Here is a 20,941-nt window from a genome sequence, read left to right as displayed (position 1 = left end):
GTTCGGACAGCGCCGTGCACAGCCACAGCCCTCACACAAGGCGCAGCCACCCACGAGACGCATTCACTCACGGGCGAACTAGTGCACCCCAGAGCTGCCGTCGAAAAGATGACGAAGGACCTGAACAACCCCCGCCTCCGTATTAGCCGGAGCCCAGTAATTAGCTTCCTCCATGATCGTGGGATGCGCGTTCTCCATCGCGAACGAGTACTGCCCCTCGGCAATCATTTCGCGGTCGTTGAGATAATCACCAAACACTGTGGTCTGCTCGCGAGTCACCCCCAGAGCCTCTTGTAACCGACGCAGCGCCGCCCCCTTATTCACGCTGCTATCCATAACGTCGATCCAATGCTGCCCAGACACCACCGGTCGATAACGTTCATCGAGCGACCCAAAGATGCTTCCCACCGCGGACTCGGCATCGTCGAAATCATAAATAGCGAATTTGAGGAAATCATCCTCAACATCGGCAACATCGGGGACGACGTCTAACGACGCATAGTACTTACGCGCTTCGGCCAGGAAAGCGTCGTCGTCCCTGTCGACATACGCACCGTCTGCAGCGCACATGACCAGACCCAGGTTTCGCCCGTCATCCACTCCCCGGCGGACAGCATGGATAACTTCGTGGGCAATCGATTCTGGAATGACGCTCTGCCACACTCTCTCACCCGAGTGGATAACGAGGTTACCGTTCTCGGCGATAAAGTCGTTCGTCTGCGGCAGAGAAACCTCTTCGCGAGCCCCTTCGACTTCTTCCACGTCGTCAACGCCTGTCGCACCACTATCGGCCGGCTGAAACATCTTGGTTAACGTCGCTAATTGACGCCCACTAGCTGGCACAAACGTGACATTGCGCTCGGTTAACAGCCTATAAATCTCCCAAAATCCGTCGGGAAGTTGCGAATCACCATCCAACAGGGTGCCATCCATATCGCACACAACGAGGCGAATATCGAGCTCACGGGGATCTATATCTCTCCACATAATTCCGCGATGCTGCATAATCCACAGCTTACGGAAAGGCTATGTCGCGGTGTCACCGTGGCCCACATCATCGGGCGGACTTTGTCACTGGGGCGAACTACACTGACAGCCGGGAAGAAACCACATCAACTAACGACGAGCAGTACACGTAGGAGAGCAGCAATAATGACAGAATCCAACGAATCAAATACCACCGACGCGGCAGCACGCAAACCTGAGGACTCGAAGCTGGACCGCATTGTGTGGATCGACTGCGAGATGACGGGCCTCGATCCCAGCACACACGTTCTCGTCGAAATCGCCGCCATCGTTACCGACGCGAACCTCAATATCCTTGACGAGGGCCTAGATATCGTCATTCACGCCACTGATGACGAGCTGGCGAAGATGGACGATTTTGTTACCCAGATGCACACTAAGAACGGCCTCACTGATGAAATCCGCAAGTCCACTGTGTCCGTGGGTGAGGCAGAGAATGCGGTTCTCGATTACGTCAAGAAGTGGGTCAACGCGCCGCGGACTGCACCGCTAGCAGGTAATTCCATCGCTAGTGACCGGAAGTTCATTGCGGCTTACATGCCGAAGCTGGACGAGTTTTTGCACTACCGCATGATCGACGTCAGCTCCATTAAAGAACTCGCCCACCGTTGGTACCCCAAGGTCTATCAGAACCAGCCCAAGAAGGGACTAGCCCACAGAGCATTAGCCGACATCAAAGAGTCGATCAGAGAGCTGGACTACTACCGCCGAGCTGTCTTCATCACAGACGGTCAGGGAGCCGACGAGCGAATCACATCAGCCGCAGATGAGGCCTCTCGACGGTACCCGATTTAGCAGTTCACGACGTGATTTGGGAACTGCCCACCATCTGTTCTAGTATTTACAGCGCTGCGCAGCGTTCTTGTGAGAACATTGTCGCAGCAATGGTGACTGTAGTTCAGCTGGTAGAGCACCAGGTTGTGATCCTGGGTGTCGCGGGTTCGAGCCCCGTCAGTCACCCCAACTAGCCCCTCCGGCACTTCGGTGTTAGAGGGGCCTTCGTCATTCCGAGGCCACTAGAATCCGCCGCTCTCAAATAAGAGTCTCGCAGCCCTCATAACAAAACCGCACTCCACAAAGAAGTGCGGTTAGTGTGAATCTGCTAAAAGGGCTAATTGTTCCTATGAGCCGACAGGAGCTTCTGGATTTCCTTAATCTCCTTGGATTGCTTCCTCTTGCTCCGCATTGTCAGCAGAACCACACCAGCCACGGCGACGCCGATACCGATGAGAACCTTCTGAACCTTCGGGTCCTGAATAAGCGACGTTGCCTTCTCTTTAGCATCGTCGGCAATCGCATTCGGGTTAGCCCGGTCTGCGAGCTCATCGAGGGTGCTGGCTAATTGGTTACGAGTACGTTCAAGATCACTCTGGATTGCATCGATGCTGCGAGCCACAGGGTCTCCTTAATCCGGTCACGGATGCTAGTCCCACGGGCATTACATGGCCCACGAAATAGCACTTTTCTGCTCTTACTCTACGGTAATGGACAACCACAATGCACGACTAACCAGGGTGCGGCGATACCAAAATTTCGCAAAACAGAAAACTGCTTGTTCGACCGTCAAGACCAAGACAAAGTCCCTCCGGGAAAGCCTCCATGCTGCATCTGGTCGCGATGCACGCCCTCTCCCATGAGATGGACCGACCACCGAGAATTCACTCCCGGGTACCCTCAAAAGCTATGAGTGGTTCAGAGTCACATACACAGCCATCGGCCGAGCAAAACTCGTCGACCCCACGTCGGCTAGAAAAAGGCGATCCTGCCCCGCAGTTTTCGTTGACCTCAGACGCGCAAACACACGTGTCGCTGTCGGATTATTCGGGCAAGAAAGTGCTGGTCTACTTCTATCCCCGCGCGAACACACCCGGATGCACTAAGGAAGCATGCGATTTCCGCGACAATCTATCTGTGCTTGCCGACGCGGGAATTGACGTCGTCGGTATTTCCCCCGATTCCCCCGAGAAGCTCACGAAATTCAAGGAGAAGTACGAGCTTTCTTTCCCCTTGCTATCGGATCCTGACAAAGAAGTTATGAAAGCATGGGGCGCTTTTGGAGCGAAGAAGAATTACGGCAAACTTATCCACGGTGTCATCCGCTCCACCTTCGTCGTTGGTGAGGATCAGACCATCGAGTTGGCCAAGTACAACGTCCGAGCTACCGGCCATGTTGTCCGAATTCTGAAGGATCTTGGCCTAAACGATAAATAGTTCGTGGCGGTCCCCGACCTCACGAGTGCTTTTATTTCGCTAACCCGACTACTCCACGAGCCCGGCGCGGCGGAGCCATTCCGTCACCATTACCGTCGACGCGCTCCTCAAGGCTGGTCCTTTGCCAGCCGCGTCATTCCGTAGAGACACAATGTCAACACCATGGGCGCGCAAGTCGCTTGTGTGCCCGATCAACCACTTTTCGACGGAAGACGAGTCGAATTCCGGGTGGAATTGGAGCCCCAGCGCCCAGGTGCCAATGGCGAAGGCCTGATTGGGATATCCAGGCGTATTGGCGAGGTTCACTGCGCCCGGGGGCGTCGAAAAGCAATCGCCGTGCCAGTGGAGGACGTCGACGCCCGCAAGCGTTTTCATGGGCGACTGAGCGCCTTCCTCGGTGACGTTGAGAGGCGAAAACCTGATCTCCATTGCGCCCGGTGAACCGCCTAATCCACTCCCCGCGGGTTTCACTTCGCCTCCCGCAGCTAGCGCCATTAGTTGAGCGCCCAGGCAGATTCCGATGATCGGTGCCTTCTGCGACATCCGTCGCTTGATCGTGCTTTCTTCGTCGGCAAGAAATGGGTACAGCTCTTTATCGTGAACACCGATGGGGCCACCGAGGACAATCAGCAAAGCTGCATTCATGACCCGGTTTTCTTCAAGAAGATCGACGCCCATGTCGATATAAGCAACACGAAATCCCAGCTGAGAGAGGGCTTGTTCCCAAGTTCCCAGGTCCTCGAAAGCTAAATGTCGCAGAACGAGAACCTCACGAGGTGATGCACCATAACTGGGGTTATCGTGACCTGACTGTAATTGTTCCGAACCTTTATGTATTTTATGACCCTGTAACGGATCTTTCTGAGGATCGGCGCTGGTACATTTGCCGGGCTGTAAATGAGAGTTCTGGGCGGAGGCCGTATTCATGTGCTTATTCTAACCGCCAAACGCTCTACTCTGGAGTGCTTAGCGTGGCTGGAATGCTCAGCGTGACATATGTACACGAGACGGATCCACTTAATAGATGAAGAACGCGAATCGGAGATTAAGATAATGGAAATTAATGCCTACTCCACTCTCACGGAATACAGTGAGCCACGGGTGGCATCTAGCCCTGTACAAAGCCAGGGTTTGCCCCATATCAATCCCACTAATTCTTCATCTGACTATCCGGCTGGCTTCGAAAACTCGGACAACGTCGAATCCCCCTCGGCCACATCAGAGGGGCAGAATTCGAGCGAAGCCACAGAGAATCAAAAGCAGTCGAGCACTCTCGATTATGAAGCGCTAAACACTTTTAGTGCTCACATTCACGAGCTTTATGAATACATTTTTTCTCGCTTTAATGTCAGTGCGGGAAGTGGGCAATTCCCTCAGGAAGCTTTAGATCTTCTGGAACACTTACGATCAACGCAATGGCATTACAGTTTCGAAGCCAATGCATCCGATCCGTCTACATATCGTCAGCTTTTGCAGTGGTCAGCACAAAACAACGCCGTGCTCCTCATGGAAGACGGGATGTTTATTGATCCCGCCGGGCAGCCGTTGCTTCCCACGCCTAGCGTCACGACTCTAGGCCACCCGCCCATCATTGATTCTGCTCAGGAGCGGTTCACAACAATCCAACAGCAGATTCGCGACAATATCGGCGTCGATATTCCCGATACTTTCACGCCTGTGCGCGCGCCGGAAGAGCTCGCTATTAAACCGGCGGAAGATATTCAACTGCGCGCTATAGCCCTGTGCATGGTCGCGGATTACGCGGATTCTGTTCTCCGCGGCGATCCGATTGACCCCGCGCTCATGGAGGAAACGTCCCCCGAAGGGTTTGCAGCACGGACTAAAGAAGAGAAGAAGCTCTTCGAGACCGCAGATCCGGGGCTAGCAGAAAAGCTGTCCTGGCGAAGCGAGGCCGTCGGGGCCCTGACCTGGGCGCTCGGCAGGTATGAACTGCCCTCGGCTTTCACCGGGGAACCAACCGACGGTGCAGCAGCGTTCCCCACCGCCTTGGACATGGATGAGACCCCCACCGTCCGCGATATCGACGAACTGCTCGACGCACAGCAGACGTACCGAAGCCTCATGGCAGCTGCGCGACGCGGAATGGTCAGGGGCACGAACTTTGACCCTAACAGCGGCATTGAGCGTCTATGGGCCCTTAACTGGCTGCTCGACGGACACACCTTGGAGTGGGACACCACCGACGTATCGGTGTAGCGGTTGCGGTCGTGAGAACTTCGACCCGGTACAGTCCGTTCTGAAACGTTAAAAATTACCCCTCACCCGCGCAAACAGGGAGGGGTTTCGTGCGCTTGGGGGGACTTGAACCCCCACGTCAAAAGACACTGGAACCTAAATCCAGCGCGTCTGCCAATTCCGCCACAAGCGCAAAACACATGAACATCCGAACCAATCAACCACAGCACCACACGGCGCACCAGCTGTTTGTGAATTCGGAGATACGAGCCGACTGCACGACCCGAACATGCGCGACGTAATACTAGCTGACAGCACCAGCCAATGAAAACCTCCAGCACAAACACCACTCACACCCTGGCACAGCAACGGGTAGACTGTGCCACGTGAGTACAGAGGACAAAGCCGACCGCGTGCACGGGGACGAATCCCTGACCAGCGCCGACGGAGGACAGCAAGAGGTGCCGCCCCAGCACACGATGCCGTCCATTCGGGTTCGCATTGTTCAAATCATTTTTCTCATCGCAGCAGTGGCCGCAACCTTATTCCTAGCCCACTGGCAATGGGACCGGTACACGTCGGACTCGGGTACCGCTCAAAATCTTGGCTATGTTTTGCAATGGCCGGCGATTGGGGCCTTTTTCATTATCGCGTATCGTAAGTACCTCCAGTACGAACGGGAACTCGCGGAAGGTAATGCCGAACCCGGCGCGAGGCGTGAAACCTCACGTTCTCGCCGTAAGGGATCATCGCGAAAAGGCGCGGAAAACACAGCCTCCCGCGAGGACGATGCTCCTGTGCGGGAGATACCTGAGGATTTCTTACCTCAGCGGTCTCGCCCCCAGCCTGAGCAAACCCCGGAGAACCCCAGAAAAACTCATTAAACGTAGGTACGCAGGAATTCCACTATGACTAACAACTCCCCTGTGAATGACGCACAGTCGACTGGTGCGCCCAATAACGACGCACGCCTAGCCGATGCACAATCATCCGACGCGAATCGCGCAACCAATCAACGACGACGCGACACGCCGCGGATCAATCCCGCTCGGCAAGCGCGGGTGGCTTCCGCACTTAAGCGCTACTCAGTGGCCGCCTATGTCACAGGTGTGTGGCTACTTCTTCTCTGCGTGGAAATGGTCTTCGACCACCTGATTCTTGATAATCCACCTGACTGGTTCATGTATATCGGCATGGCACACGGCTTCTTCTTCATGGTCTACCTCATCATGACGCTCGACCTCGGAACCAAAGCACGGTGGAAGCCCATCAAATGGCTCACCACATGCCTAGCGGGAACCATCCCGTTCCTCTCCTTCGTGGTGGAGGCACGTCGTCGGCACGAAGTCCAGAAGACATTCAACCTCTCGTAGCGCCGCCAGCGCCTACATATCGCCTATCGATCGCAAAATCGGCACCAACTGGGCCAAAGCCCGCCCTCGGTGCGATTGAGCATCCTTCTCTTCAGCGGATAGTTCGGCAGAAGTCCGCGGCGCAATGCGAGGCCGTCGGCCCTTCACCGAGTGATCCGACTGATTAACACCTTCGCCATCCCCGTCACCCGCATCCCTCGGGGAATGTTGAATCTGGGCGCGGGTGTCTTCCTCCTCGGGAACAAAAATCGGATCGTAGCCGAAGCCATTAGTGCCCCGAGGCTCGCGAATAATACGTCCCCGCCACTGGCCACGAACCACAAACTCTCCAGGTTCCGCCGGAGCCGAAAGAGAAACGCCCTCACTGAACTTTTGTAGCGAAGGAACTGTGAGGCCTGCCGCCTTCGCCCGAGCCATCAGGCTTTCCGGAATAACTAGGGCGCATACCGAAACGAACGCAGCCCCACGTCGTTCATCGGGGACATCATTCATCTGCCCCAAAACCAGGTTCGTGTTGGCATCATCATCGCCATGCTTACCTGACCACCGAGCTGAGAGCACCCCCGGCATGCCATTGAGCTCGTCGATACTCAAGCCAGAATCGTCGGCAATCGACACCAAATTAGTGTGCTTGGCAGCTTCCCTAGCCTTCAGCAGAGCATTATCACCGAACGTCCGGCCGGTCTCTGGGGCCTCGGGATACTCGACAACATCTTTCAAGCTGAGCAACTCAATCCCAGCAACATGCCGTGTATCCAGAACTCTTTGGAGCTCTCCCAGTTTCTTAGCATTCCGACTGGCAACAAGGACCTGCACATTTCCTCCTCGTCCTTTAGCAAGCACCCATCCTCTGTTACGCGTTCTTCGTTAAGCGTTCTTCTGGTTCGGTAAAGGCTTCGGATACGGCTTCGACAGAGCTTCCTTCTGAGCACGAATCAGCTCCGAGCATCCCTTTTCTGCCGCATCCATAAACTGCATCAAATGGTCACGGGAAAATGTGCTGTGTTCACCCGTGCCCTGGATTTCCACGAACTCGCCCGATTCCGTCATCACGACGTTCATATCGACCTCCGCGCGAGAATCCTCTTCATACGGCAGGTCCAGGCACACATGCCCGTCGATAAGACCGACGGACACCGCAGCAACAGGCGGAAGCAGGGCATTCTTAGACACCAGCCCCTCCGCTTCCAGGTACGTCAACGCATCGGCGAGAGCAACATAGGCGCCGGTAATAGAGGCAGTACGCGTACCACCATCCGCCTGAAGGACGTCACAGTCCAAAGCGATGGTGTTCTCCCCCAGCGCTTTCAAGTCGATCGCAGCCCGAAGCGAGCGCCCCACCAAACGGGAAATCTCATGTGTCCGCCCCTTGACTTTCCCCCGCATTGACTCGCGCGGCATCCGCTCCGCCGTCGCCGAGGGAAGCATCGAATACTCGGCCGTCAACCAGCCTTCACCGCTGTCCTTTTTAAAGCGAGGCACACGGTCCTCCACCGAGGCGGTACACATCACACGTGTGTTCCCGAATTCCACTAAGACAGACCCAGCGGGATTCGTCGTAAAACCACGAACAATACGGACAGGGCGCATTTCATCAAGGGCACGGCCATCAGCGCGTACAAAATCACTCATGCTCCCCACCCTACCGGTCCCCCGGACACGACCGCTAAAACTCGTACGTCTTCTTCGGAGTGGCTACATCGATTTCACCCGAAAAATGATCCTGAGCAGCACCAACAGTGGCCAGCGCATCAATCCACGGCGGGATGTGAGTCAAAATCAACCGCTCCACACCAGCTCGCGTTGCTGTCTTGGCCGCCTCCGGGCCACTCATATGCATGTCAGGTGCAGCATTCTCCGACGACACTCCCCACGACGCCTCACACAAGAGCGTGTGCGCCCCCTTGGCCAAGTCGACCAGCTGGTCGCAGTAGGCGGTGTCCGCAGAGAACACCAAGGTGTGGCCGGTTTCCCGCTCGACTGCCCGGAGCGCGTACGTCTCCGTCGGATGAATGACGCGCACCGGTGTGAAATCAAAAGCCCCCACCGACTGAACAACACCCTCGCGCCAACTATGGATGACGAAGCTATCGGAGAAATCGTCCACGTCGCCTGGCGCGTCGGCACTGGCTAGCCCCAAATGCTCAGCAGAAAAATCCGGGCCGACGAAGGTATGTTTGGATTTTGCTGCTAATTGGGGATGGAACCGACGCCATACCAGCAGCGACGGAAAGTCAAGGCAGTGGTCAGCGTGCAAGTGGGTAAAGACGATATGCGCTCGACCAGGGTCGGTGACCTGCGGGAGAACCCTCATCGCCCCGGGCCCCAGATCCATGATGACAGGATCCGACCCATCTTCCGGCGTCAATAAATAACTCGATGCCGGAGACTGCAAACCAGCGAGGCTTCCTGAAGAACCGATAATCGTCAACCGCATGTGTTTATAGTGCCAGACCAGCGCACATCATGGCGATTAAAGCTGCAATTTTGCGCGCTTTTGTCTCGATCATCACTCCATCATCTGGGTGAGATGAAGATCACGGTTCTACATATCCGTGAGACCCTCCACGTGGCTCACTTGGGTAATCGACGGGCCCAAGAAACGCCTGGCCAGCCTAGCGAAACGATGTGGATCACCGGTCGACTCGAATGTCCGGACAGGTTCAGGGCCGACATAGTCATTCACGACGTTGGCGTCCACCACATCCAACGACTCTGCTTCAGGGTTCGCGTCGTTAAACAAATCCTCCTGATAAAGGACCCGCGGAACCTCCTTACCCTCCTCCTCGGAGCTGCTCACCAGGGTCACATTATCCCCCATCACCAACTGAATTACCCCTGCGAGCAGCGGATAATGAGTACATCCCAGCACCACAGTGTCGACGCCGACATCCTGTAACGGCTCCAAGTACGCCGCCGCTAGGCCCATGATCTGCCGGCCCGTCGTGATGCCACGCTCGACGAAGGGCACGAATTGCGGGCAATCGACGGCATGGACCTCGATGTTCGGATCCAGATTCGCTATGCATCGCTGGTACGCTCCCGACGCGATCATTCCCGTCGTTCCAATCACCCCGACGCGGCCATTTCGCGTTGCCGCAACGGTGCGTCGCGAAGCCGGCTCGATCACTCCCACGACGGGGACGTCGTATAGCTCCCGCGCTTTATCCAAGAACACTGACGCGGCCGTATTGCACGCGATTACGATCATTTTGGCGCCGCGGGCGACGAGGTCGTCGGCAATCGCCGTCGAATACCGGATGATATCTTCGCGGGGCTTGGGGCCGTACGGGGCGTGCGCGGTGTCGCCGACATACATGATCGACTCGGTTGGGGCTTGGTCCACGATCGTCCGGGCAACAGTTAACCCACCTACCCCGGAATCAAAAACTCCGATGGGGCTATTTTTCATGAGCGCCACGCTTCAAGTAGCGATTCCTGGCACACCGCCAGCCATTCGACGAAATTCCGATCAAACCCTGCGTCGGGGCCAGCTTCAGGCAAATGCCCCTCGTCGTCAATAAAGGCTGCGGCCTTATAGATGCGGATGTCGTTCAGCCCGGCTAACCAGCGTGGAACGTCGTCATAGGTCAACGACACATTCACCGAACCATCGGGGCCTAAAGCGTCGACAATATAACGAAGATTCGTGAGCTTCTGGGAAATAATATCCGGTTCGTGAAGCTGACGGAGCATCCCATTGTCGCCCTCAAACTCTTCAGCCTCCGACGTTTCAAAGTCGGGAAGCAAGCGCGCCAACCCCGGATCCTCCGGTTTTTCGGAGTGGCCCGAACTGATCCCCGTCATCTCCTCGAACACATCCTTGGGGGCGCTCCGCTGGCGTTCAATTAATGCATTGCACAAGTCTGCCGCCGCGTCGCCCAGAAGTTCCCGCTCCATGGGCTCAAAGGTCGTGTTTATTGTCCTCTTCTTCAGCAACCCTTTACGGGTTTTCCACGGCTCCACAGCTTATCCCTCACGTGATTCGTCGGTACGTCATACGAAGCGAGTACAACTACAAGCAGCTTACCGCCCTAGCTTTAGCCCTCAGAACGCTGCATGGTGGCCCATAAACCCGCAGTCTGCAGCTTTTTGACATCGACTTCTACCTTATCGCGTTCCCCCGACGACACGACCGCCTTGCCCTCCGTATGCACCTTCATCATCAGCTCCGTCGCCCGAGCACGCCCGTAGCCCAGCACAGTTTCAAACACATAGGTGACGTAACTCATCAGATTGACGGGGTCATCCCACACGATGCACAGCCATGGGAGATCAGGTTCCGTCATCGTTTGTGTGTCTGTTTCGGGGGTAGCTAAGGGAGCTGCGGCAGGACTCATGGTGTCCACTTTAGCCAGAAACCATGCCGACTCACAGGAACCCAGCGGACCGTGCCGACGCCTCACACGGCGACCAGGTGGGCGGGTTGTCCATTCATATACGTTTGTCCCCGGCACCCACTATCATGATCGCCATGAACGCTTCCCACCCCCAGGACACCACTCGACGCTCCAGCGCACTGCTCACTGACAAGTATGAACTCACGATGCTCGACGCAGCCATTAAAGATGGGACAGCGGATCGACAAGTGAGTTTCGAAGTTTTCGCCCGACGGCTCCCCGGGCAGCGTCGGTACGGAGTTGTTGCAGGTACTGACCGAGTTTTACGCACTGTTCGCGATTTTGTCTTTACCGACGAACAACTCGAATACCTCGACTTCCTCAGCGACGAAACAATTGAGTACCTGCGCAATTACCGTTTCTCAGGCCATATCGACGGATACTCCGAAGGCGAACTCTACTTCCCGTACTCTCCCATTTTGACGGTCCGCGGAACATTCGCTGAGTGCGTGGTGCTGGAAACAGTCATTCTGTCCATCATGAACGCCGATTCCGCCGTCGCAACGGCAGCAGCACGAATGGTTACCGCCGCTGAGGGGCGGCCCATCATGGAGATGGGATCCCGACGCACCCACGAATATGCCGCGGTCACCGCCACCCGCGCCGCCTACCTCGCAGGCTTCTCATCCACCAGCAACTTGGAGGCCGCCTACCGCTACAACATCCCCTCAGCGGGAACGGCAGCACATGCATGGACTTTGGCACACACCACCAAGGACGGTGCCCATGAGGACGAGGCATTCCACACGCAGATCGACACCCTCGGCATAGGAACGACGCTTCTTGTCGACACGTACGACATCGCCGCCGGAGTGCGCACCGCCATCGATGTCGCCGGCACTGACCTGGGAGGCATTAGGATCGACTCTGGCGAGCTGGGCGTTTTAGCACGTCAGGTCCGCGATCAGTTGGATTCCTTAGGAGCGACGAACACGAAGATTGTCGTGTCCTCCGACCTCGACGAATTCGCAATTGCTGCGCTGCGTTCCGAGCCCGTCGACGCGTACGGCGTCGGCACGTCTGTGGTAACCGGTTCTGGGCACCCCACCGCCGAAATGGTGTACAAGCTCGTTGAGGTCGACGGACTGCCCGTGGCGAAACGCTCAAGCCACAAGATCTCGCACGGCGGCACCAAGCGTGCCTACCGCGCCGCCCGGGAATCTGGAACCACGGTTGAGGAAGTTATCACGCACTTCGACGACGAGGCACCGAAGCTCTACAACGGACTGCATGCACGCCCGTTGACTGTGGCCCTGATGCGCGACGGAGAAATAACAGGCAATCTCCCCTCCCTCGAGGCGTGCCGCGAGTACCTTTCTCAAGCGCTCATCACGTTGCCGTGGGAAGGCCTTGCCCTGTCCGCCGATGAGCCGGCTATTTCCACCCGGTTCGTCGGGTTCTAGGCGGCCCACCGGAAACATATGGGTTCGAAGACTCGTCAAACAGATGCTCAGCCAAGCAATGATAATGAAAAGTACGACGCTGAGCGCCTACTCGACACCGTCGTCACCGCGATGGGAGGTGCCCGGCGCGATGGCCAATCGCGGATGACCTCCTCCATCCAAAAAGCGATCAGGATGGAGAAGCATCTGGCGGTGCAAGCTGGTACCGGAACTGGGAAGTCGATGGCTTACCTTATTCCGGCGATCGCGCATGCCGTCGAAACGGATACCACGATCGTCGTGTCGACAGCGACGATTGCGCTGCAACGTCAGCTGATTTCCCGGGACCTTCCCTGCATCGCGGAGGCATTGAAACCCACGTTGGGCAAGATCAATTTCGCGATCCTCAAGGGACGGTCTAATTATCTGTGCCTGAACAAGCTCGGTGTTGAGGACGACAGCGAGAGCCCGCTGATCGACCCCAGTCAGATTTCGCGCGTCGGACAGCAGGTCAAGGAACTGCACGAGTGGGCGTCCGATACCGACGACGGCGACCGCGACAGCTTAGAGAGCAGTGTCTCCGATCTGGCGTGGAAGCAAGTCAGTGTGACCGCGAATGAGTGCATCGGCGCGTCGCGGTGCCCGCATGGCGAGGATTGTTTCGCGGAGCGTGCGCGCGATAAAACGCGTGATGCGCACGTCATCGTCACGAACCACGCTTTGCTGGCCATCGATGCATTGTCTGAGGGAAACATCCTGCCCGAGCACGACATCGTTATTGTCGACGAAGCGCATGAGCTGGACGGGCGTATCACGTCGGTCGCAACGCAGGAGCTTGCAGCGCCGGGTATGAGGGCGACGGCGCGTCGCGTCGCCAAGTTTGATGACGAGGCGTCGGCGTCGCTGATGAATAGCATTGATGATTGGCAGTCGTACATCGACGCTGTGGTAGATGATGGGCGGTGGAAGCCATTTCCGGATGGCGCTGCCGGCAATGTGGAGGATTTGCGCAAACATCTCAATACCGCGTTTACGGCGGTGCATAGTGTGTCCGCCGATTCGTTGTCGAATGATCCGGAGAAGGCGGCGGAGCGGCAGGCGGTGCTTTCGGCTCTGGATGAGCTGCTGCACACCTGCGCGCGAATTCTTTCGTATGGCAATCAACTCGAGCAGCAGGGTCGCAGTACTTCCCTGGAACCGGACGATGTGGTGTGGAAAGAGAATGGGGAGAACGGCAGAGTGATGGTGGCGCCACTCTCGGTCGCACCGCTATTGAGCAAGAATCTCTTCGACACCAATACAGTGATTCTGACCTCGGCGACGCTGGCCCTGGGTGGGAAGTTCGATGCCATGGCGGCGCAGTGGGGTTTGCGCAAAAACACGTACACGACGCTTGACGTGGGGACGCCTTTTGATGCACGACGCTCGGGGATCCTTTACGTCGCGGACCACTTGCCACCTCCCGGCCGGGACGGCATGTCACAGCAGGCTGTTGAGGAAATGCGCACTCTCATTACCGCTGCTGGCGGTAGAACGCTGGGCTTGTTTTCGTCTCGGCGCGCCGCCGATGCTGCCGCACACGCGATGCGGGAGGTTCTGCCGTTCGACATTTATTGCCAAGGCGAGGACTCGATAGGCGCGCTGGTCACGTCATTTTCCAACAATGAGAACTCGGTGCTCTTTGGCACGTTGTCGTTATGGCAGGGCGTCGATGTCCCCGGGCCATCGTTATCTTTGGTTATTATCGACCGGCTTCCGTTTCCCCGTCCCGACGATCCACTGTTAAAAGCTCGTTCCGACGTGGCCAACGCGGCCGGACGCAATGGTTTCATGGAAGTCTCGGCAGCGCACGCAGCACTTCTAATGGCGCAGGGATCCGGACGGCTGTTGCGATCTGTGAATGATCGTGGTGTCGTCGCTGTTCTGGACCCGAGGCTCGCAACGAAACGCTATGGTTCGTTTATCGCAGCGTCCATGCCAGACTTGTGGCGCACGACCTCATTAGAACAAACACGGGATGCGCTCAAGCGGCTAGTCAAGAAATAGCCACATCAGGATCAAATGCGACCGCAGTTCTGCTACCTGGAGCTACTTCGGTGAAACCAGCATCAACAACCTCGACGTAGTGGCCAGCCCCATAGCGACGGGCAGCGGCCTCCAGCTCGCTACTCGGCACCTCGACGATGGTGAACCGCGGTTCATGGAGCCACCGTTCAACGGTCGGAAATGACGCGTGAGCAGCCCATAACATCGCTGCGTGCCCCACTTGAGCTGCAGCTTTTCCGACCGACATCTCCAAGTCCTCGTTTAATGCGATGGTTGGGCACACGGGATCGCTACCACCTATGCGCTCAGTCTGCTCTTCGTCCTCGCGCGGGAGATCGGTACCGGAAATCTGCAGTTTTCCAATTCTCGGATCAACATCGCGGACCGGACCTGGAAGAAAAGCACGCGCAGACGACTCCCCAATCGTGACCGTCACGCCCAGAATGCTCTGCACTTTCGACCACTGCCCCGACGTCCGAGCACGTCGCGCAATTTTTCGGATTCGTGCTCCATACCACCGAGATAGCGATTCTCGCCATGCCCCGTCACACCCGGCATGAGGGTCGAGGCACACGAGTGCCGACGCTAACGCCGCGGCTTCCAACAGTTCCCGGCGACGGGGCGGCGATGATTTCGGCATGTTTAGCACGATCGGCATCGCTTGAACAGTGCTGGGATCACGAGGGTCTTCCCCATCGGGCTGGTTGACGCCATCACCGAGAACCGACGCTAACAGCGAATGTGCGTCTCTGATGCCAGATATCGCGCTGCCTTCCGTGCGTCCATCGTCATCAGTCATGAGTTGCTTCCTGGGAAGTCGCGTCTTCATCGCCAGTTCCTTCGTCGGCGGTTTCTTTGGCATCGGAAGCGGCATCAACGTCGTCGCGGTCGATTCCCAAAATGCTCAACACCTCGTCGAGGAACGGGAAGTTCACGGACGCGTCAGCTACCTCTTGCAACGCTTTCTTAGCGTTAAAGGCGATACCGAGCCCCGCCGCGGACAACATGTCGATATCATTCGCGCCATCCCCCACCGCAACGGTCTGATACATCGCCAGTCCCGACGTTGTGGCGAATTCCTTGAGGTATCGCGCTTTCGCTTCCCGCCCCACAATATCGCCGACAACTCTGCCGGTTAGCTTGCCGTCGACAATTTCTAATGTATTGGCCCGGACGAAATCGATATCGAGGTCATCAATCAACGGCTGGATAACCTGGATAAACCCTCCTGAGACAACCGCGGTGCGGTATCCCATTCGCTTGAGTGTCCGGATCGTCGTTCGCGCCCCGGGCGTGAGGACAATGTTTTTCGCGACGTCCTCGATAACCGTGCTGTCTAAACCGCGCAACGTTGCGACGCGCTCCCGCAGCGATTCTTCGAAGTCGATTTCCCCGCGCATCGCCCGGGCTGTCACTTCTGCTACTTCTTGTTCTCTGCCGGCGTGGGCTGCCAGCATCTCGATGACTTCGCCCCGGATCAACGTCGAATCGCAATCGAAGCAGATGAGACGCTTGGAGCGCCGAGCCAAGCCCGCGCGCTCAATAGCAATGTCGACACCGATCCGCGTGCTGAGCTCAGCGAGTGCTTTGCGTAGCGCAATACTGCCGCCGGGCCGGGGATCCCGCACCGAAACCTTAAGCTCCACACCGGTGACCGGATAATCAGAAATGCCCCGGTAGGTATCAATATTTGTTCCGTAATCAGCCAGAACTTGCCCAATCTGGGAAATATGTTCCGCAGTAACTGGATTACCTAACACGACGACGGCGTGGCTGGAATATGGGCGTGACGGTACAGCCTGGTCATCAAATTCGATCTCGACGGTGCAGTCGTAGGTGGCTAGCGTTGCGACGAGATCGTCACGCAGGCGACCGATTTTGTGAGGTGGACATCCGACGAGCGCGGCCAGAGACAAGTGCCCACGGAAGATGGACTGTTCGATGTCGAGTAATTGACTGCCATGTGCGGCGAGAACACGGAACAGTGCAGCACTGACACCCGGGCGGTCGGGACCGGAGGCGATAACGACGGCGGGGCGAAAGCCATCTATGAGGTTAATGGATAGCGTGGGGGCCATGGTGTACTTCAGTTGCTCCTAGGCGTGGATGGGGCGAGGCGAGCGGTTTAAGCAGGCCTTGTAATCGTGCCTGCGTGGCGTGGTGATAGCAGAAACGGCCCCCACCCATGTGGACGGGGGCCGTCTCATTTATTCAGGAGGTCTGGATACTTTGTTTCTCGCATTGAGCGAGCAAACACACAACCACTCTCATTAAATCTGCCGACCGATGTGGGCTTCAGCTCGCATCTTTTCAACCATCTGAGGATGGTGAAGCTCGAAGGCTGGGCGCTCGGAACGGATACGAGGCAGCGAGGTGAAGTTGTGGGTCGGGGGCGGGCAGGATGTTGCCCACTCGAGGGAGTTTCCGTAACCCCAAGGATCGTCAACGGTAACGATCTCGCCGTAGCGGAACGACTTGAACACGTTCCAAATGAACGGCAGGAAGCCGATACCGAGGATGAAGGAGAAGATCGTGGAGAACTGGTTCAGACCGGTGAATCCGTCGGTCGGGAGGTAGTCAGCGTAACGACGTGGCATACCTTCGTCACCCAGCCAGTGCTGGACCAAGAACGTTCCGTTGAATCCGATGACTGTTAACCAGAAGTGAATCTTGCCCAGACGCTCGTCCAACATACGTCCCGTCATCTTCGGGAACCAGTAGTAGACGCCTGCACAGGAGGCGAACACGATGGTACCGAACAGGGTGTAGTGGAAGTGGGCGACCACGAAGTAGGTATCCGACACGTGGAAGTCCAGCGGCGGTGAAGCCAGCATGATGCCGGTCAAGCCACCGAAGAGGAATGTCACCAGGAAGCCCATGGTCCAGAGCATCGGGGTCTCAAAGGTGATATGACCGCGCCACATCGTTCCTACCCAGTTGAAGAACTTCACACCGGTAGGCACCGAGATCAGGTACGTCATGAATGAGAAGAAAGGAAGCAGGATAGCGCCGGTCACGAACATGTGGTGAGCCCACACAGCAACCGACAACGCAGCGATAGACAGGGTTGCGAAAACCAGGCCGGCGTAACCGAACATCGGCTTACGGGAGAAGACCGGAACGATCTCAGAGACGATACCGAAGAACGGTAGGGCCAAGACGTAAACCTCAGGGTGACCGAAGAACCAGAACAGGTGCTGCCACAAAATTGCGCCACCATTAGCGGGGTCATAAATGTGGCCACCCAATTTGCGGTCGTACAGCACGCCAAGGGCAGCTGCAGTCAGCATTGGGAAGATCAACAGAACGATGATCGAGGTAACCAAGACATTCCAGCTGAAGATTGGCAGCCGGAACATCGTCATACCCGGCGCGCGCAGGCACACAATCGTGGTGATCATGTTAATCGCCGACGCGATAGTTCCGACACCACCAGCACCAACGCCGACGATCCACATGTCAGAACCGATACCCGGCGAGTGGAGGGAGTCAGACAAAGGAGAATAGATGGTCCAGCCGAAGTCAGCGGCTCCACCAGGCGTAAAGAAGCCCGACAACATCAGCACGCCACCACCGACTGTTAACCAAAAGCCCAGTGCATTCAGCCTAGGGAAAGCCACATCGGGCGCGCCGATTTGTAACGGCATGATGTAGTTTGCGAAGCCCCACACCACAGGCGTGCCGTATAGCAACAACATAACGGTGCCATGCATGGTGAACAGCTGGTTGAATTGTTCATTAGACAAGAACTGGAGACCCGGGCTGAAAAGCTCAGCACGAATCAAAAGGGCCATGAGACCACCAAGGAAGAAGAACAAGAACGAAGTGATGATGTACATCATTCCGAGCTGCTTATGATCCGTCGTGGTCAGCATACGCCAGGCAAATCCCCCCTTCGGGGTGGTCCCTGACGGCTTTGGCCTAGCAGGGGCGACCGGTTGGTCAACCTTAGGCGCTACAGCAGTCATACTTTCCTCCTGAATTCGGAAGCTGCTTCTTGCCTTCACGTGAAGCAGATTCCTCGTCATTGTCATTGCCGGCGTGCGTCAACTATGCCCCACCCTAATCACTCAGATCGCTGTCACCAGCGCAAACAACGTCGAACACGCTGTTGCGATGTCCAACAGCTCGCCGAGTGCGCCTGAGAGTTCTCTGAAGATTGGCGGACAATAATCTGAAGTACACCAACGATGTTCAATATAGTAACGCTGCGTACCACATAAAGGCCAGCCCTTTAGCCCATTTTCCACACAGTAGGGGGAAGAAACCTGTCGTCCACGGCGACTAAAAACCGGTTTTTAGTGGTGACTTTGGCGCTACCTTAGAAATCCCAGTCTTCGTCGGTTGTCGATTCCGCCTTACCTATTACATAGGACGAGCCCGATCCCGAGAAAAAGTCGTGGTTCTCGTCAGCCCCGGGATTCAGAGACGAAATGATCGCCGGGCTGACGCGGGTTTCGTCGGCAGGGAACAACGCTTCGTACCCCAGATTGTTTAAGGCCTTATTGGCGTTGTAGCGCAAGAAACGCTTGACGTCCTCCGTCCACCCCAGCTCGTCATAGAGGTCTTCGGTGTACTGCGTTTCGTTGTCATAGAGCTCGTAGAGAAGGTCGAAGGTGTACTCCTTCAGCCCATCGCGCTCGGACTGCGTCAGAGCCTCCTGGCCGCGCTGGTACTTATAACCGATGTAGTAGCCGTGGACTGCTTCGTCGCGAATAATCAAGCGAATGACGTCGGCAGTGTTGGTGAGCTTGCCGTGGCTGGACCAGTACATCGGCAAGTAGAAGCCCGAGTAGAAGAGGAAGGACTCAAGAAGTGTCGACGCCACCTTCCGCTTGAAGGGGTTGTCGCCCTCGTAGTAGTCGAGAACGATCCGGGCTTTGTCTTGGAGGTTCTCGTTCTCCTCGGACCACCGGAAGGCGTCGTTGATTTCCGGTGTCGACGACAATGTCATGAAGATCGACGAGTAGGAGCGGGCGTGGACCGACTCCATGAACGCAATATTGGTATAGACAGCTTCTTCATGCGGCGTTAGGGCGTCGGGAATGAGAGAAACCGCGCCGACGGTGCCCTGGATCGTGTCCAGCATGGTGAGGCCGGTGAATACGCGCATCGTGGTGCGCTGTTCTAGCTCGTTGAGGGTGCCCCAGCTCTTGATGTCGTTAGAGAGCGGAACTTTCTCTGGTAGCCAGAAGTTCCCTGTGAGCCTATCCCACACCTCTTGGTCTTTGTCATCGGGAATGGTGTTCCAATCGATGGCGGCGATGGGGCGATCGTGGTTGTTCGCGTTTGTCCCCCATCGGACCGGTGTGATTGCGTTGGTCTTCTTCATAAAAGTGCCCCTTTCAACACTGTAAATATCAACTGCCAATATCCGTCAGTCCCCTACCGGCCAAGTCTAGCCCTTACCCAACGACATAGGCTCCCCTCTCACTACTCGAATCAAATCTTTAGCGTTAGTGCCAGTTTTGCGCGGAAAAATTGTTCGACCTTCTTTGGTCAAAGCCGCGAATTTTAGATTCATAGGACAACGACCACTTCCTTAAAAAAATAGACGTAGGTTTAATTCTAAAATTGTGAATCTAGAGAGAGGGTAGTGAAATATCGTGGACAATAAATCGGATGGTAGCAAACCCTAAAACCCGCATTCCGGTTGTTTTTTGCTTAAACTAAAAAATTCAGTCCTAAAATTTTTTCAAAAATAATTGGCCAAAACAAAAAAGTTTTATATAATCGGGGCATGGCTATCAGTGACACAATGCAGAAAGCATTCAATGACCAATTCAACGCCGAACTCCAGGCGGCACTCGTTTACAAGCAACTTGGGCTGGAGCTTGATCGCCTTAGCTTGGTAGGCATGCGGGACTGGATGCGCGAACAAGTCGATGAGGAATTCGAGCATGCTCACGCTTTCAGCGACCACATCTTGGCTCGCGGTGGTCAGGTGACCATCTCCACCCTTTCCGTTCCTGAGCTCAACATTCAGTCGGCGAAGGACGCATTCCAGGCGGCTCTCGAACACGAGAAGAAGGGATCGGGCCTGATTCGCGATCTTGCCAAGACTGCAGATGCTGAAGGAGACCTTGATTCCCGCCAGTTAATCGACCGCTTCTTGACCGAACAGATCGAAGAAGAAGACACGGTTAACGAGATTCTCGATCGCCTTGAGCTTGTTGGCGACGACGGTGCAGGCATTCTCCGCCTCGATGCTGAGCTTGGTCAGCGCTAAAACTAACCAGGAAAAACTAGTTGGCCTGCGCCGGCCAGTTAGGTAACCAACGGCCTCATATCATCACGATATGGGGCC

21 protein-coding genes and 2 tRNA genes are annotated in these 20,941 nt (G+C 56.2%); 9 read left to right on the top strand and 14 right to left on the bottom strand.

Annotation, left to right across the window (positions count from 1 at the left end):
* Positions 1-78: 78 nt before the first annotated feature.
* Complete coding sequence (locus tag ACWORE_RS01170; RefSeq protein ID WP_296136202.1) at positions 79-1,005, bottom strand: HAD hydrolase family protein; 927 nt, start codon at positions 1,003-1,005, stop codon at positions 79-81.
* A gap of 147 nt (positions 1,006-1,152) precedes the next feature.
* Here ACWORE_RS01170 and orn point away from each other — a divergent pair, with 147 nt between their 5' ends.
* Positions 1,153-1,821 (top strand): oligoribonuclease, encoded by a 669-nt coding sequence (gene orn / locus ACWORE_RS01165; RefSeq protein WP_406604849.1) that lies wholly within the window; start codon positions 1,153-1,155, stop codon positions 1,819-1,821.
* 92 nt (positions 1,822-1,913) lie between these two features.
* Positions 1,914-1,989, top strand: a tRNA-His gene (locus ACWORE_RS01160).
* A 148-nt stretch (positions 1,990-2,137) separates the two neighbouring features.
* Here ACWORE_RS01160 and ACWORE_RS01155 read toward each other — a convergent pair.
* Positions 2,138-2,422, bottom strand: a complete 285-nt coding sequence (locus tag ACWORE_RS01155) for a DUF3618 domain-containing protein (RefSeq protein ID WP_296136207.1) — start codon at positions 2,420-2,422, stop codon at positions 2,138-2,140.
* Positions 2,423-2,709: 287 nt separating this feature from the next.
* Between ACWORE_RS01155 and bcp the strand changes: the two genes are divergently transcribed.
* The gene (gene bcp, locus ACWORE_RS01150; protein WP_406604851.1) at positions 2,710-3,237 is read left to right on the top strand and encodes a thioredoxin-dependent thiol peroxidase; all 528 of its coding nucleotides are present in this window, start codon (positions 2,710-2,712) and stop codon (positions 3,235-3,237) included.
* Positions 3,238-3,285: 48 nt separating this feature from the next.
* Here bcp and ACWORE_RS01145 read toward each other — a convergent pair whose 3' ends face one another.
* Positions 3,286-4,164: a glutamine amidotransferase gene (locus ACWORE_RS01145; protein WP_455302155.1), complete on the bottom strand. Its 879-nt coding sequence runs from the start codon at positions 4,162-4,164 to the stop codon at positions 3,286-3,288.
* A 126-nt stretch (positions 4,165-4,290) separates the two neighbouring features.
* On the opposite strand from ACWORE_RS01145, the gene ACWORE_RS01140 reads away from it, so the two are divergent.
* Positions 4,291-5,454, top strand: a complete 1,164-nt coding sequence (locus ACWORE_RS01140; RefSeq protein WP_455302154.1) for a DUF4272 domain-containing protein — start codon at positions 4,291-4,293, stop codon at positions 5,452-5,454.
* Between the two features lie 90 nt (positions 5,455-5,544).
* On the opposite strand, the gene ACWORE_RS01135 is transcribed toward ACWORE_RS01140, so the two are convergent.
* Positions 5,545-5,626: transfer RNA gene (locus tag ACWORE_RS01135), tRNA-Leu, on the bottom strand.
* A 193-nt stretch (positions 5,627-5,819) separates the two neighbouring features.
* On the opposite strand from ACWORE_RS01135, the gene ACWORE_RS01130 reads away from it, so the two are divergent.
* Entirely contained in the window at positions 5,820-6,317 is a 498-nt protein-coding gene (locus ACWORE_RS01130) for a hypothetical protein (RefSeq protein WP_455302152.1), read from the top strand.
* A gap of 153 nt (positions 6,318-6,470) precedes the next feature.
* On the top strand, positions 6,471-6,806 hold the full coding sequence (locus ACWORE_RS01125; RefSeq protein ID WP_221927001.1) for a DUF3817 domain-containing protein: 336 nt from the start codon (positions 6,471-6,473) through the stop codon (positions 6,804-6,806).
* 12 nt (positions 6,807-6,818) lie between these two features.
* Here ACWORE_RS01125 and ACWORE_RS01120 read toward each other — a convergent pair whose 3' ends face one another.
* The 6 genes from ACWORE_RS01120 to clpS form a co-directional block, all read right to left on the bottom strand.
* The gene (locus tag ACWORE_RS01120; protein ID WP_455302151.1) at positions 6,819-7,649 is read right to left on the bottom strand and encodes a non-canonical purine NTP pyrophosphatase; all 831 of its coding nucleotides are present in this window, start codon (positions 7,647-7,649) and stop codon (positions 6,819-6,821) included.
* 24 nt (positions 7,650-7,673) lie between these two features.
* Positions 7,674-8,438: a ribonuclease PH gene (gene rph / locus ACWORE_RS01115; RefSeq protein WP_455302149.1), complete on the bottom strand. Its 765-nt coding sequence runs from the start codon at positions 8,436-8,438 to the stop codon at positions 7,674-7,676.
* A gap of 34 nt (positions 8,439-8,472) precedes the next feature.
* Positions 8,473-9,243: an MBL fold metallo-hydrolase gene (locus ACWORE_RS01110; protein ID WP_455302148.1), complete on the bottom strand. Its 771-nt coding sequence runs from the start codon at positions 9,241-9,243 to the stop codon at positions 8,473-8,475.
* Positions 9,244-9,351: 108 nt separating this feature from the next.
* Positions 9,352-10,218, bottom strand: a complete 867-nt coding sequence (gene murI / locus ACWORE_RS01105; protein ID WP_455302147.1) for a glutamate racemase — start codon at positions 10,216-10,218, stop codon at positions 9,352-9,354.
* A complete protein-coding gene (locus tag ACWORE_RS01100; protein WP_455302145.1) occupies positions 10,215-10,772 on the bottom strand; it encodes a DUF2017 domain-containing protein in 558 nt (185 codons plus the stop codon). Before ACWORE_RS01100 ends, murI begins: the two co-directional genes overlap by 4 nt.
* A 74-nt stretch (positions 10,773-10,846) precedes the next feature.
* A complete protein-coding gene (clpS, locus tag ACWORE_RS01095) occupies positions 10,847-11,146 on the bottom strand; it encodes an ATP-dependent Clp protease adapter ClpS (RefSeq protein ID WP_041629461.1) in 300 nt (99 codons plus the stop codon).
* Positions 11,147-11,280: 134 nt separating this feature from the next.
* On the opposite strand from clpS, the gene ACWORE_RS01090 reads away from it, so the two are divergent.
* Positions 11,281-12,609, top strand: coding sequence for a nicotinate phosphoribosyltransferase (locus tag ACWORE_RS01090; RefSeq protein WP_455302144.1), 1,329 nt, complete (start codon positions 11,281-11,283; stop codon positions 12,607-12,609).
* An 18-nt stretch (positions 12,610-12,627) separates the two neighbouring features.
* Positions 12,628-14,634: an ATP-dependent DNA helicase gene (locus tag ACWORE_RS01085; protein ID WP_455302142.1), complete on the top strand. Its 2,007-nt coding sequence runs from the start codon at positions 12,628-12,630 to the stop codon at positions 14,632-14,634.
* Here the strand turns inward: ACWORE_RS01085 and ACWORE_RS01080 are convergent.
* The 4 genes from ACWORE_RS01080 to nrdF all read right to left on the bottom strand — a co-directional run bounded on the left by ACWORE_RS01080 (position 14,624) and on the right by nrdF (position 19,966).
* Complete coding sequence (locus ACWORE_RS01080) at positions 14,624-15,433, bottom strand: aminoacyl-tRNA hydrolase (protein ID WP_406604859.1); 810 nt, start codon at positions 15,431-15,433, stop codon at positions 14,624-14,626. The two genes, ACWORE_RS01085 and ACWORE_RS01080, sit on opposite strands and share 11 nt — an antisense overlap.
* Positions 15,426-16,712 carry a phosphoserine phosphatase SerB gene (serB, locus tag ACWORE_RS01075; RefSeq protein ID WP_455302140.1) on the bottom strand — a complete coding sequence of 429 codons (1,287 nt, stop codon included), beginning with the start codon at positions 16,710-16,712 and terminating at the stop codon, positions 15,426-15,428. The genes ACWORE_RS01080 and serB overlap by 8 nt, the downstream gene beginning before the upstream one ends.
* A gap of 192 nt (positions 16,713-16,904) precedes the next feature.
* On the bottom strand, positions 16,905-18,602 hold the full coding sequence (ctaD, locus tag ACWORE_RS01070) for an aa3-type cytochrome oxidase subunit I (RefSeq protein WP_296136231.1): 1,698 nt from the start codon (positions 18,600-18,602) through the stop codon (positions 16,905-16,907).
* Between the two features lie 353 nt (positions 18,603-18,955).
* Positions 18,956-19,966 carry a class 1b ribonucleoside-diphosphate reductase subunit beta gene (nrdF, locus tag ACWORE_RS01065; RefSeq protein ID WP_046202600.1) on the bottom strand — a complete coding sequence of 337 codons (1,011 nt, stop codon included), beginning with the start codon at positions 19,964-19,966 and terminating at the stop codon, positions 18,956-18,958.
* A 408-nt stretch (positions 19,967-20,374) separates the two neighbouring features.
* Between nrdF and ACWORE_RS01060 the strand changes: the two genes are divergently transcribed.
* Complete coding sequence (locus tag ACWORE_RS01060) at positions 20,375-20,863, top strand: ferritin (RefSeq protein ID WP_455302137.1); 489 nt, start codon at positions 20,375-20,377, stop codon at positions 20,861-20,863.
* Positions 20,864-20,941: the final 78 nt, after the last annotated feature.

It is taken from the genome of Corynebacterium sp. c7Ub_26 (assembly GCF_053760365.1).
Note: the sequence above shows the minus strand (reverse complement) of the source record. Positions and strands in the feature narration are given on the sequence as shown.